The 12220-nt window shown below is 64.8% G+C and carries 14 protein-coding genes; 2 read left to right on the plus strand and 12 right to left on the minus strand.

The window, feature by feature from the left end; translation table 11 throughout:
* Window positions 1-2: 2 nt before the first annotated feature.
* From fghA to JAB1_RS05420, 5 genes are all read right to left on the minus strand, one after another.
* A complete protein-coding gene (gene fghA, locus JAB1_RS05400) occupies window positions 3-869 on the minus strand; it encodes an S-formylglutathione hydrolase (protein ID WP_070279106.1) in 867 nt (288 codons plus the stop codon).
* Window positions 870-941: 72 nt separating this feature from the next.
* Window positions 942-1496 carry a hypothetical protein gene (locus JAB1_RS05405; RefSeq protein ID WP_070279107.1) on the minus strand — a complete coding sequence of 185 codons (555 nt, stop codon included), beginning with the start codon at window positions 1494-1496 and terminating at the stop codon, window positions 942-944.
* Entirely contained in the window at window positions 1496-2359 is an 864-nt protein-coding gene (locus JAB1_RS05410) for an NAD-dependent protein deacetylase (protein WP_070279108.1), read from the minus strand. Before JAB1_RS05410 ends, JAB1_RS05405 begins: the two co-directional genes overlap by 1 nt.
* A 48-nt stretch (window positions 2360-2407) precedes the next feature.
* Window positions 2408-3079: a signal peptidase I gene (gene lepB / locus JAB1_RS05415; protein ID WP_070279109.1), complete on the minus strand. Its 672-nt coding sequence runs from the start codon at window positions 3077-3079 to the stop codon at window positions 2408-2410.
* A 223-nt stretch (window positions 3080-3302) separates the two neighbouring features.
* The gene (locus JAB1_RS05420; protein ID WP_070279110.1) at window positions 3303-3854 is read right to left on the minus strand and encodes a GNAT family protein; all 552 of its coding nucleotides are present in this window, start codon (window positions 3852-3854) and stop codon (window positions 3303-3305) included.
* Between the two features lie 79 nt (window positions 3855-3933).
* On the opposite strand from JAB1_RS05420, the gene JAB1_RS05425 reads away from it, so the two are divergent.
* Window positions 3934-4326 carry a VOC family protein gene (locus JAB1_RS05425; protein WP_070279797.1) on the plus strand — a complete coding sequence of 131 codons (393 nt, stop codon included), beginning with the start codon at window positions 3934-3936 and terminating at the stop codon, window positions 4324-4326.
* 1 nt (window position 4327) lies between these two features.
* On the opposite strand, the gene JAB1_RS05430 is transcribed toward JAB1_RS05425, so the two are convergent.
* On the minus strand, window positions 4328-4912 hold the full coding sequence (locus tag JAB1_RS05430; RefSeq protein WP_070279111.1) for a DinB family protein: 585 nt from the start codon (window positions 4910-4912) through the stop codon (window positions 4328-4330).
* 158 nt (window positions 4913-5070) lie between these two features.
* Between JAB1_RS05430 and JAB1_RS05435 the strand changes: the two genes are divergently transcribed.
* Complete coding sequence (locus tag JAB1_RS05435; protein ID WP_070279112.1) at window positions 5071-6069, plus strand: HDOD domain-containing protein; 999 nt, start codon at window positions 5071-5073, stop codon at window positions 6067-6069.
* A 40-nt stretch (window positions 6070-6109) separates the two neighbouring features.
* On the opposite strand, the gene JAB1_RS05440 is transcribed toward JAB1_RS05435, so the two are convergent.
* The 6 genes from JAB1_RS05440 to JAB1_RS05465 form a co-directional block, all read right to left on the minus strand.
* Window positions 6110-6811 (minus strand): ABC transporter ATP-binding protein, encoded by a 702-nt coding sequence (locus JAB1_RS05440; RefSeq protein WP_034782870.1) that lies wholly within the window; start codon window positions 6809-6811, stop codon window positions 6110-6112.
* A gap of 4 nt (window positions 6812-6815) precedes the next feature.
* Window positions 6816-7529 (minus strand): ABC transporter ATP-binding protein, encoded by a 714-nt coding sequence (locus tag JAB1_RS05445; RefSeq protein WP_034782868.1) that lies wholly within the window; start codon window positions 7527-7529, stop codon window positions 6816-6818.
* On the minus strand, window positions 7522-8484 hold the full coding sequence (locus tag JAB1_RS05450) for a branched-chain amino acid ABC transporter permease (protein WP_070279113.1): 963 nt from the start codon (window positions 8482-8484) through the stop codon (window positions 7522-7524). Before JAB1_RS05450 ends, JAB1_RS05445 begins: the two co-directional genes overlap by 8 nt.
* A complete protein-coding gene (locus tag JAB1_RS05455) occupies window positions 8481-9353 on the minus strand; it encodes a branched-chain amino acid ABC transporter permease (protein ID WP_034782865.1) in 873 nt (290 codons plus the stop codon). The genes JAB1_RS05450 and JAB1_RS05455 overlap by 4 nt, the downstream gene beginning before the upstream one ends.
* Before the next feature lie 94 nt (window positions 9354-9447).
* Window positions 9448-10614 (minus strand): ABC transporter substrate-binding protein, encoded by a 1167-nt coding sequence (locus JAB1_RS05460; RefSeq protein ID WP_034782864.1) that lies wholly within the window; start codon window positions 10612-10614, stop codon window positions 9448-9450.
* 60 nt (window positions 10615-10674) lie between these two features.
* Window positions 10675-12213 carry an AMP-binding protein gene (locus JAB1_RS05465; protein ID WP_070279798.1) on the minus strand — a complete coding sequence of 513 codons (1539 nt, stop codon included), beginning with the start codon at window positions 12211-12213 and terminating at the stop codon, window positions 10675-10677.
* Window positions 12214-12220 lie beyond the last annotated feature (7 nt).

Below are 12220 nucleotides of genomic sequence, written 5' to 3' on the forward strand. Positions count from 1 at the left end.
GATCAGGCTGCGCGCAAGTTCTTCGCATGGAAGCGCAGATGCTCTTCCATGAAGCTGGCGATGAAGTAATAGCCGTGGTCATAGCCGGCATGGCGGCGCAGTTGCAGAGGCTGGCCGGCGTCGCGGCACGCCGCTTCGAAGACGTCGGGGTACAGTTGCTCGGGCAGGAACTTGTCGGCCAGGCCCTGGTCGATTAGGATGCCTTCGGGAAATGATGCTGGCTGGCCCTGCAGGCCGCGCATCAGCGCGCTGGCGTCGTACTGCCGCCAGCTGGAAGCATCGCTGCCCAGGTAGCCCGTAAACGCTTTCTTGCCCCACGGACATTGACTCGGTGCGGCGATAGGGGCGAAGGCGGAGACGGAGCGGAACAGCGCAGGATTGCGCAAGGCCAGCACCAGTGCGCCATGGCCGCCCATCGAATGGCCGAAGATGCCCGTGCGTTGCGCATCGATCGCCAGTTCCTGCTCCAGCAGGGCGCGCAATTCCAGGATGTAGCTGTACATGCGGTAGTGGCTGCTCCACGGCGCCTCGGTGGCGTCCACGTAAAAGCCCGCGCCCACGCCGAAATCCCAGGATTCGCTCTCGCCCGCGATGTTCGCGCCACGGGGGCTGGTATCGGGCGCGATCAGGATCAGTCCTTCTTCTGCCGCCACGCGCTGCGCGCCGCCCTTGATCATGAAGGTTTCTTCCGTGCAGGTCAGGCCCGCCAGGTAAAACAGGGCGGGGCGTTTGGTGCTGACCGTGGCGCCTGGCGCCGTGTCGGGAATGAAGGCCGAGAAACGCATGGGCAAGCCGATGGCTTGCGCGTCGTGGCGATAAAAGCGTTGTACGCCGCCAAAACAGGCGTGTTCACTCAACAGTTCCAGCATGAATTCTCCTCGTTAATCTCACAGTATAGCCAGAGTGGCAGGCGGCTGGAATAGCAGAGCGGCAAGCACGCGTCACCACTTGCAGCCGCTGTCGCCGGTCGCGCCTTTCAGCAGGAAGGGCAGCCTGGCCAGGCCGACGAATTCCACATTGCCCAGCCGCGGCTTGTAATCGTTGTCGCACTTGGGCCGCGCGGCGCTGGCGATGGCTTGCGCCGTCCTGTCGCTGGACGTCAGTGCTGGCCCGGTGATGGATGGGCCAGTCTGGCGTGCCGCTTCCCTGGCCTGGCGTTTCAAGACGTCAAGGTCGAGCGCAGCGGGAGGCGGCAATGCGGCTGCCACGTCGGCAGCGGCAGCGGGCGCGGGCATTGCTGCGGACACTGGCGCGGGCGTGATGGCTACCGTATGCCAGGGACGCGCCTGGCTTTTTGAGATTGCTGGCGGCAGGGGGTGCGCGGGCGGCGTCACGGGGGCCAGCAACAGCAGTTGGGTGCTGCGCTGTGGCAGCAACGGTGGCGCCGGCAGGTGGTTTGAGCGCAGCACTTGCCAAAGCAGCACATGCAGCAGCACGGCGATGCCGGCACCGGCCAGCATGCGTGCCGATTCCCGTGGCAGCGGCGGGGACGGCATCAATCGAGCATGGCCGCGACCAGCGGCAGGATGTCCTGTGCCGGCGCTTCGGTCTTGAATGCCAGCAAATGGTCGGCGCGCGTCTTGCCCAGGTTGATGGCGGCCACGGGCTTGCCCGTTTCGGCCGCCATGCGGCACAGGCGAAAGCTGGAATACACCATGACGGACGAGCCTACCACCAGCAGGGCGCCAGCTGCCATCATCTTGCGCTCGGCTTCGGCCGCGCAGGCGGCGGGCACGCCATCGCCGAAAAACACCACGTCCGGCTGCAGGGTGCCGCCGCAGCGGGGGCAGGCGGGCACGTGGAAGGTGGCCAGCTGCATTGGTTCCAGCAAGGCATCGCCATCGGGCGCCGGCGTGGCCGTGGCGCCCAGCAGCTGCGGATTGTCGCGTTCGAGCTGATCCTGGATCAGGCGGCGCGTATGGCGGGTATGGCAATCGAGGCACACGACGCCATGTATGCTGCCGTGCAACTCCGTGACGGCCGCGCTGCCCGCTTGCTGATGCAGGCCATCCACGTTTTGCGTGACCAGGCCGCCTATTCTCCGGCGTTGCGCCAGTTGCGCGATGGCCAGGTGACCGGGATTCGGCACGGCCCGCGCCAGGGTTGGCCAGCCCACCATGCTGCGCGCCCAGTAGCGGCGGCGCACGGCTTCCTGGCGGCGAAAATCGGGACCTTGCACGGGCGCGTTGCCGCGCCGCACGCCTTCCGTGTCGCGGTAGTCGGGAATGCCGGACGCCGTGCTGATGCCGGCGCCCGTCAGCAGCAGCACGTCGGGATGGCGTTGCAGGAACTGCGCCAGCTGATCGAGGGCGTGGTGGCTGCTGGCTGGCTGCTGGCTGGCGAAGGAAAAATTTTGCATGATGCGCCATGCTAACCGAAAAGCAGGGCGCCGTTGCAAGGGCGATATTTACTCCAGTTTCATGCCGAAGCGCTGCAGCCGCGGCTGCCAATGTTCCTCGATATTGGCCGAGACGAGGATGCGCTCGGCCTTGCCGATCAGCAATGCACGGGGCACGAAGCCGAAATAGCGCGAGTCGGCGCTGTTGTCGCGGTTATCGCCCAGCATGAGGAAATGGTCGGCCGGCACCGTCACGGGGGCAAAGCTGCGCCGCGCGCCAGCGATTTGCGGCAAGATCTGGATGCGGTGCTGCTCGGTCTGGTTGCGTTCGCTGATGCGCTGGGCCGTCAGCTGGCCCACGTGGGCGATGGTTTCCGGCGCCGTGTCGAGCGCCGTGTACTGGGCAGGCTGGCCATTGATGACCAGCTGCTCATTGCGCATTTCCACCGTGTCGCCGGGCAGGGCGATGATGCGCTTGATCAGGCGCGTGCCGTCTTTTGGTGAAGAAAAGGTGACGATATCGCCCCGCTGCGGTTCGCCCAGGCGCTGCAGCACGATATCGGTGAGCGGCACTTTCAGGTTGAAGGCCAGGCGGTTGACGAAGACCACGTCGCCTTCGAGCAGATTGGGGCGCATGGACGCCGACGGTATCGGATTCCAGTCCGCCACGGCCGTGCGGAACACGCCGAACAGCAGGAGGAACATCAAAAAACCTTTGTTGGCGCGCATCCATGTGCTCATGTCGGCTCTTTCGCTGGGCTGTGCCCGTGATGGTGAAGGGAGGCGCCATTGCTGCTGGCGACCTATTCACGATGCACGGCGAGGCTGAAGCCAGTCTTAAATGGCGCCAATGCGGCCACCAATGCGCAGGTGAATGGCGGGGATGGCGTACCGCTGTTGCGTGCACGCATCACTACGCCGGCTTCAGCGATGCAGGCGCTTGTCGTGCATGCCATCCCACAGCTCACCGAGCGCCACCAGCCATGGTTTGCGTGTTGCGCCGTTCAAAATACAGCAGGTCAGACCAGGCATCCTGGAAGCGCATGGCTTTTTCCGAGCGGCCATACTGGTGAAAGCCATTGCGCTGCATGACGGCGACCGAGCCCAGGTTTTGCGGCCGCGCCGTCGCTTCCAGGCGCCACAGTTCCAGTGTGCCGAACGCTTCTTCCAGCAGCAGGGCGACCACGCGCGTGGCGTAGCCGCGTCCGCCGAACCGTTCGCCGATGCGGTAGCCGAGCGTTGCCTTGTTGAAATAGGGGCGCGTGACGGCCGTCAGGTTGACCCGGCCAATGATTTGCCCGTCCAGTTTTGCCAGGTATTGGTAAGCGAGGTCTTGCTGGCGCTCGCGCTGCGCCTGCTCGATGGCGGCGGCGATGGCTTCCGGGTGGTAGTAGGATGGCGCGCGCGCCGTGACCCAGTTTTCAAAATACGCGCGGTTTTCCAGTTCAAAGGCCAGCAAAGCGGGAAGGTCGCTGCTGGCCGGCGGGTGTAGCTGAAGGCGGTCGTGGTCTGGCATGGGAGCGTGTCGAAAAGCGATGCGCCATTATAATCAGCTGGCGCATTTCGCCGCACATCTGAATTCATGGAGGAGCAGCATGCTGTCCCATATCTGCCTGGGAACCAACGACTTTCCCCGCGCCTACGCCTTCTACACGGCGCTGCTGGGAGAACTCGGTTTGATCGAGAAATTTCATGACCCCGTCAAGCCATGGGCAGGCTGGATGGCGCACGACGCGCCGCGTCCCTTGTTCGTGCTGACGGCGCCGCATGACGGCTTGCCGGCCGCGCCCGGCAATGGACAGATGACGGCCCTGCTGGCGGCCAGCCGCGCCCAGGTGGACCGCTGCTACCAGGCCGTGCTGGCGCTGGGCGCCGCGTGCGAAGGGCCGCCCGGCTTGCGCCCCCATTACCACGCCCATTACTATGGCGCCTACTTCCGCGACCTCGACGGCAACAAGCTGTGCGTGTGCTGCCACGCCGAGGAATAGTTCAGCGCTGGCCCCAGATATCTTCCTCTGTCCAGCCCAGCTCCGCAAAATCCTGCGCCCGCTCGTCCGCTTCGCCGGCGCAATAGAATTCGTCGAGCTGCGGCGGCGCGATGCGCGTGCCGGCCAGCATGGCGTGCACTTGCCCCCGGTGGTGGATCTGGTGCTGGAACAGATGCGCCAGCATGCGCTGGCGCGTGTCGACTTGCGGCGTGTCGCGCAGGATCGTCACGGGCCGCGCCAGGTCCGCGTCGCACAGGCTGCGGCAATGGGCGATCAGGCGCGCATCGGCTGCATGCTGTGCCGCCTGCAGCGTGGCGCAGTCGGTAAATGGCTCATCCTTTTCAAAGAAGACATAGCAGTCGGCATGCGGCGCTTCGCCGCGCAGCTCGCGTTCGAGCGCATCGAGGTAAAACCAGTCGCACGTGAGAATGTGGTTCAGGGTGGACTGGATGGTGGGGAAAAAACTGACGCGGGTCGCCTGGAATTCGGCCTGGCTCAGTTCGCCGCAGGCTTTCAGCAGGCGGTGGTTGGCCCAGGCGTTGTTGTACGCCTGGCTGGTGACGTACTGGGCCAGCATGTTGCTCATGATGTACCTTGCAAAGAGGGGGACCTGCGGGAGCGCCACTGTAGCACTTTGCGGCAGGCGGACCAAGCCGGCCACGCCCGCCGCACCGGCACGGCTGTCATCAAGTAAAATCGCGCAGCGGATGTCGCGATAGTGATGCATATAAGGCTGGAATAGCAATGGGTTGGATAGGAAAATTACTGAACGGCGGCGACGAAAAAAACAAGCTCGCGCCAGCCACGGCAGGGGCGGCACCCGAGATGGCACGGCAGCCAGCCACCATCACCGAAATCGATGCCATCTACTACCGCTGGCTGGCGGCCGCGGGTGCGACGCAGGCGACAAAGCAGGCCGAACAGCAGATGCTGGATGAATTGACGCGCCTGGCCAGTGAACCGGTCGCCGGCGCCGCGCTGGTGCCGCGCATTCCGGCCATCATTCCGCAGTTGATGCGTACCTTGCAAAATGAAAACATGAGCGCGGCCGAGCTGTCGCGCCAACTGGCCCAGGACGTGCTGCTGGTCGCCGAGGTCTACCGCGAAGCGAACCGGCCCCGCTACCATTCGCGCTACAACGCCAGCCCGTCGATCAACAACATGGAAGGCGCCATCATGCTGCTGGGGCAAAACGGCATGCGCATGCTGCTCGCCCGCGTCGCCTTCCGTCCCATCGTCAGCATGCAGAGCGGCGGCCTGACCATACGCACGGCGCCGCTGATCTGGCGCCAGTCCGAGAAATGCGCGCTGGCGGCCAACCTGGTCGCACCGGCCATGCAGGCCAACGCCTTCGACGCCTATCTGGCGGGACTGATGGCCAATGTCGGCCTGGTGGTGGCGTTCCGGCTGATCGACCAGATGCATGCACCCGATGCCTTTCCGCAATCGGACGCCTTCATTGCCCAGGTGTTTGCGCAAGCGCGCATCCTGTCGGTACGGATCGCCGAGTTATGGGAGTTTCCCGAGTCCGTGACCCGCGCGATCGGGCATGCCGGCGTCGATGCCCAAGCCGATGCCGATCCGCAGGCGCGAGCGCTGGCGCTGGGAGATCGCTTGAGCAAGCTGCGCATGCTGGTCGATACTGGCCGCTTTCCTGCCGACGATCCCTTCGTGATGACGGGATTGAGCAAGGCCGAGCTGCAGGTGTTCGACAAGCTGGCCGACGAGGACGACGAGGAGTGACGGCCGCAGGCCGTCACGATGGGCATGCGGCGGATATCGCTCAGCGCGCAAAATAGAGTTCGTGCAGGTGATCGAGGTCGACCTCGGAAGCCGCCTGTGACAGCGCCACTTTGCCGCTTTGCATCAGGTAGACGTGATCGGCCACGCCCACGGCACGCGCCGTGTTCTGCTCGACGAGGATGATGGTGCGCCGGCCGTCGTTCAGGCGCGCGAGGATCTCGAACAGCTCGTTGACCACCAGCGGCGCCAGGCCCAGCGACGGTTCGTCGATGATCAATAGCGATGGGTCGGACATCAAGCCCCGCGCCATCGCCAGCATCTGCGCCTCGCCGCCGGATAATGATCCGGCCAGCTGCTTGCGCCGCTCGTGCAGGCGCGGGAACATGGCGTAGGCTTCGGCCAGGCGCGCCGGCATGTGGCTGCGGTGCTCTTTCGGAAACGCGCCCATGATCAGGTTTTCTTCCACGCTCATGTCGCGAAATGTCATGCGCCCCTCGGGGATCATGGTGACCCTCGCGTCGCTCATCTTCCACGTGGGCGTGCCGTTGATGGCCACGCCATCGAGCGCGATGCTGCCCGCGCCCACGGGCAGCAAACCCATGATGGCGCGCAGCAGGGTGGTCTTGCCAGCGCCGTTCGGGCCGATGATGGTGGTCAGCTTGCCCTTCTGGATCGACAGCGACACATCCCACAGCACATTGATGGCGCCATAGCCGGCGCGCAGTTTACTTATGTCAAGCATCGTTTCAGGCATGAACGGCTCCCGTGTAGCTTTCGATGACGGCCGGATCGCGGAACACGGCATCTGGCGTGCCGTCGGCGATCAGCTGGCCAAAATTGAGCACGGCCACGCGCTGGCACAGATTGCTGATGGTTTCGATGTCGTGCTCGATCATGACGATGCCCACGCCAAAGGCCGCGTGCAAGTCCTTCAGCATGCCCATGAAGCGGCGCTTGCCGTTCGTTTCCAGGCCGGCCAGCACTTCGTCGAGCAGCAGCAGCTTCGGATTGGTGGCCAGCGCCTTGGCCACTTCCAGCGCCTTGAGTTCCGTCAGCGCCAGTTCGCTGGCCGCGTCGCGCCCGGCCTTGTCCGCCAGGCTGGTGAAGTCGAGGATTTCATCGATCTTGCGCGGGTCCACCTTGCCGGTGCCGAAGCGCTGCGCCACGATGAGGTTTTCGCGCACCGTCAATTCATGCATCGGTTGCGGAATCTGGAAGGTGCGGCCCAGTCCCAGGCGGGCGCGCTGGTACATGGGCGTGGCCATGATGTCGCGCCCCTCGAAGCGGATGCTGCCGCTGGTGGGGCGCACCAGGCCGGAGATCGCGTTGAACAGGGTGGTCTTGCCGGCGCCATTCGCGCCCACCAGGCCGATCACGTCGTGGCTGCCCACGTTCAGGGTGACGGAATCGACGGCCGTCAGGCCGCCGAAGCGCACGCAGACATTATCGAGTTCAAGCATGTTGTTTCTCCTTCGCTTTGAACGCCTTGCGTAGCAGCGGCAGCAGGCCGTTCGGACTGAAGACGATCATCGCCACCAGCAGCACGCCCAGCACCAGCTGGTGGCCCGTGGGAATCAGTGATTTGAAAATCAGCTGGTCGACCAGGTAGACCACCACGGCGCCCAGCACGGGGCCGAGGATGGTGCGGTAGCCGCCGAAGATGGCCGCCACGATCGGCAACGTTACCCACAGGCTGTTGAAGGCGTAGTCCGGCTCCAGGAAGTTGATGTAGTGGGCGTTGAAGGCGCCGAACAGGCCTGCCATGAAGGCCGACACGAGCAGCATGGCGCCTTTCAGCAAGGTGCTGTTGACGCCGACGACGCGCGTGGCGTCTTCGCTGTCGTGCATGGCGCGCAGGGCGATGCCGTAGTGGCTGGCGCGGATGCGGCTGTAGGCGAACGCGCATGCCACCACCAGGGTCAGCACCACCAGGTAGGCGCCCGTCTTGCTGGCCAAATCGAAGCCGAGGACGGTGGGCAAGGTCGGGATATTGTTGATGCCGCCGGCGCCGCCCGTCACGGAACTCCATTCCGTGGCCAGGATGCGGAAGATGTGGGCGTAGGCGAGGATGGCCAGCGCAAAATACGGCCCGCGCAGGCGCAGCACGGGCAGCATGATGACGGCGGCGATGGCCGCCCCCGCGCCGCCCAGCAGCATGGCGGCAAACACGGGCAGGCCCAGTTTCACGGTAGCCAGGGCGGAGACATACGCACCCACGCCGAAGAAGGCCGCATGGCCGAAGCTGACCATGCCGCCCAGGTTACCCAGCAGGGCCCAGGACATGGCCACGCCGCCGATGATCAGGGCCGCCACCACCATGCTCATCACATACTGGTTGCCGCCCAGGGCCAGCGGCACGGCGATATAGGCGGCCAGCAGCAGGCCCGCCGTGGACATCAGTGAAGTACGGCTCATCCGCGCCTCCGTTGTGCGCCGAACAGGCCGTTCGGCATGATGAACAGCACCAGCAGGAACAGCACCATGCCGGACAATTCCTGCAACGCGGAGCTGGCCAGCGTGACGGTCAGCGCTTCGGCCACGCCCAGCAGCACGGCGGCGATCAGCACGCCGGGTATCGAGCCGATGCCGGCGAGGACCGTGATGATGAAGGCTTTCACTGTCAGTGCGCCGCCGTAGGCGGGCTGGATCACGCCATAGCTGAACAGGGCGACACCGGCAAAGGCGGCCAGGATACCTGCGACTAAAAAGGAAACCAGTTCCGTGCGGCCCGGGTCGATGCCCATCAGCTTGGCCGCGTCGCGGTTGCTGGAGACGGCGCGCACGGCGCGGCCATACCAGCTGGTGGACAGCCAGCGCCACAGGGCCGCCATCAGCACCAGGCTGACGCCAAAGAAAATCACTTCGCTGCGCATGCTGAAAAAAGGACCGATCTCGATGCCTTCCTGCAGCCAGCTCGACGATGTCGAGCGGATGTCCGCCTTCCATACGAGCAGGATGAAATTGGTGAGGATGACGCCGATGCCATAGGTGAGGATCAGCGAATTGATTTCGCGGTCTTTCTTGATGCGGCTGACGATCAGGTACACGCCCACGGACGTCAGGCTGACGATCACCAGCGCGATGGGAATGGCGAACATGGGCCCCAGGCCCAGGCCGGATTCCACGCTGTAGGCGATGTAGGCGGCCAGCAGCACCAGCTCGCCGTGCGCCAGGTTGATCACTTTCATGGTGCCGAAGACCAGCGCCAGTCCCAGTGCGATTAGGGCGTAGGAGCCGCCCTGTAGCAAGCCAGAATACAAGGCTTGCAAGATTAATTCTGTCATGTCGTCATCCCGTCAGGCAGCCCTGGCGCGGGCCAGAACTGCCGTTCATCGGTGCGCGCCCTAGCGGACACGCGCGTGTGCAGCGGGAGGCTGCCTACCAGGGCAGGGCTGGATAGGCCAGCTTGCCCGTGGCGTGTTCCTTCGGCCAGACGATCACCACTTTCTTGTCCTGGTGCTGCGCCATGCGGTGCACGAAATTCTGGTTGTCGCCATTGGCGGCGAACTGCACCCGGCCGATCAGGGTTTCACGGTCCGTCTTGCGCATTTCCTCGGCCACGCCGCCTTTCTTGAGCGTGCCCTTGTCGGCCGCGCGCGCGATGGCCTCGAACAGCAGCATCGATTGCACATAGCCGAACTGGCCCAGGTAGTCGGGCTCCTTCTTGTACAGCTGCTTGTAGGCGTCGCTGAAGGCCTTGCCGTCGGCCGTCTTGAATTCGGTAGGGAAGGGCAGCAGGGCTGTGCCGAAGACGTTCGGCATCAGGTCGGGGAAGTCGGCCGCCATTTTTGGCGTGGCCAGCGACCACACGCCCACCATGGCCTTGATCTTCGGCTTCAGGACGCGGGCGGCGCGGATGATGCCCACGTAGTCGTTTTCGTAGCCGACCATGGCCACCACTTCCGATTTGTCCTGCAGCTTGATCTTGTTGATGATGGGCTTGAAGTCGGTAATGGCCGGGTCGAACGAGTGCGTCGTCACTTTCACGCCTTTGGCGGCCAGGGCCTTTTCCACGTCTTTCGCCAGGCCCGTGGTGGCGTCCTTGGTCGAATACACGATGGAGACGGACTTGGCGCCCACATCCTGCAGCAGTCCCAGCATGGCTTTTTCGTAGCCGGCCGTGTTATTGATGCGGAAAAAATTCTTGCGCCCGCTGGACACCAGGCTGTCGTCCACGCCGCCCGAGGTGATGTAGACGAGGCCCAGCTTATTCGCCGTGTCCGAGGCGGGCGAGATATTGTTCGAGCCATAGCCGCCCGTGATGGCCACCACGCCCTGGCTGGCCAGCTTTTCCACGGCGGCGATGGCCTTGGCGGGCGCCGATTCATCGTCGACGGTGATGATCTTGATGGTGTGCTTGCCGTTGGTCTTGTTGAATACCTCGGCCGCGACCATGATCCCTTCCTGCATGCCGGCGCCGACCCGCGCCAGGTTGCCCGTCAGCGGGATTTCCGCGCCGACCAGAAATTCGTCGGCGCTGGCCTGTGCCATCCAGGCGCTGGCAACCAGCGCTGCCATGGCGATGCGTGTATAGGTGCGTTTCATCGTGTCTCCTCCGGTGATGTGGCTTGGTTTTATTGTCTTGTCTGGTACAGCATGGTCAACTTATCGTGCATTCTGCGCCATTTGCCGCAGCTGCCCCTTTAAAATCTTGCCCGTGGCGGCCGCTGGCAGCGCTTCCATGAAGATGATGGCGGATGGGCACTTGTACGGCGACAGGGTCTGTGCCAGCCATGCCTGCAATTCTGCCACGCTGGCGGGCTGGCGCGGGTCCAGTTCCACGTAGGCGATGACGTCCTCGTTGCCATCGGCGAGGGTGCGCCCCACTACGGCCGACTGCACCACGGAAGGGTGGGCGTTCAGCGCCGTTTCCACTTCCAGCGGATACACATTGAAGCCGGAGCGGATGATCAATTCCTTGGTGCGTCCGACAATGAACAGCGCGCCGTCCGCTTCCTGGCGCGCCATGTCGCCCGTATTGAGCCAGCAGCCGGCGCGCATGGTGGCCGCCGTCATGGCCGGTTCGCGGTAATAGCCGGCCATGACGTTCGGTCCGCGTATCCACAATTCTCCCGGCTCGCCCGGCGTCACATCCGTACCGGCCAGGTCCACCACGCGCACTTCCACGCCCGGGATCGGCATGCCGACGGAATCGTCGCGGCGCGGCGCTTCCAGGCGGGTCTGGCTGATGGTGGGCGCGCTTTCCGTCATGCCGTAGCCATTGTGCAGCGCGGTACCCAGCAGCTTTTCCACGTCGCGCTTGAGCGATGGCGCCAGCGGCGAGCCGCCCGCATACGCAAAGCGCAGCCGCGTGGGCAGCGGCGTATCGGCGCCGCCCAGGGTTTGCAGCAGCTTGGCGTACATGGCGGGCACGCCCTGCACAATGGTCAAGCCGTCTTCTTTCAAGGCCGAGAGGAGGCCATCGACGGAAAAGCGCGGCACCAGATACAGCGCGGCGCCCGCATACAGGGTGCCCAGTGCCACCGAGGCCAGGCCGTACACGTGCGAAATCGGCAGCACGCCATACGCGCGGTCGCTGCGCGTCAGGCCCCGCAATGTGCTGGAGACGGCGGCGATGAACAGCAGGTTGCGGTGCGTGAGCATCACGCCTTTCGACTGGCCTGTCGTGCCCGTCGTGTAGATCAGCGCGGCCACCTGTTCGTTGCCGGGGACCGTGTCTTCCGCGATGGCGGCGTCGTTCAATTCGCCCGCCAGCAGCTCGCCCATGCCATCGACGGTGACAGGGCGGGCGCCGCGCCGCGCCGCATGCGCGGCCGCTTCCGGCGAGGCGCCGGCCAGGAACAGCACGCGCCGCGCGGAACTGTGCGCGGCGATGGTATCGATCTCGCGCGCCGACAGTCGGGCATTGACGTTGACGATCCACGCATCGATGCCGGCGGCCGCGAAGATCAGCGCCACCTGCAGCGCGCCATTCTCTCCCACCACCATCAGGCGGTCGCCGGCGCGCACGTCGAGCTTGCGCAACAACTGCATTGCATTTTCCACACTGTGCTGCAACTGCGCGTAGGTCCAGCTGCGGCCACCTTCATGCAGCGCCGGCGCGTCCGGCGCGCGCGCCGCCCAGTAGGCAGGGATGGCCGACAGGCGCGCCGGCAAGCCGGCCAGCAGGGTGGGGATGTCCATCACGGCC

It is taken from the genome of Janthinobacterium sp. MP5059B (genome assembly GCF_001758645.1).
GTDB classification, from domain to species: domain Bacteria; phylum Pseudomonadota; class Gammaproteobacteria; order Burkholderiales; family Burkholderiaceae_D; genus Janthinobacterium; species Janthinobacterium lividum.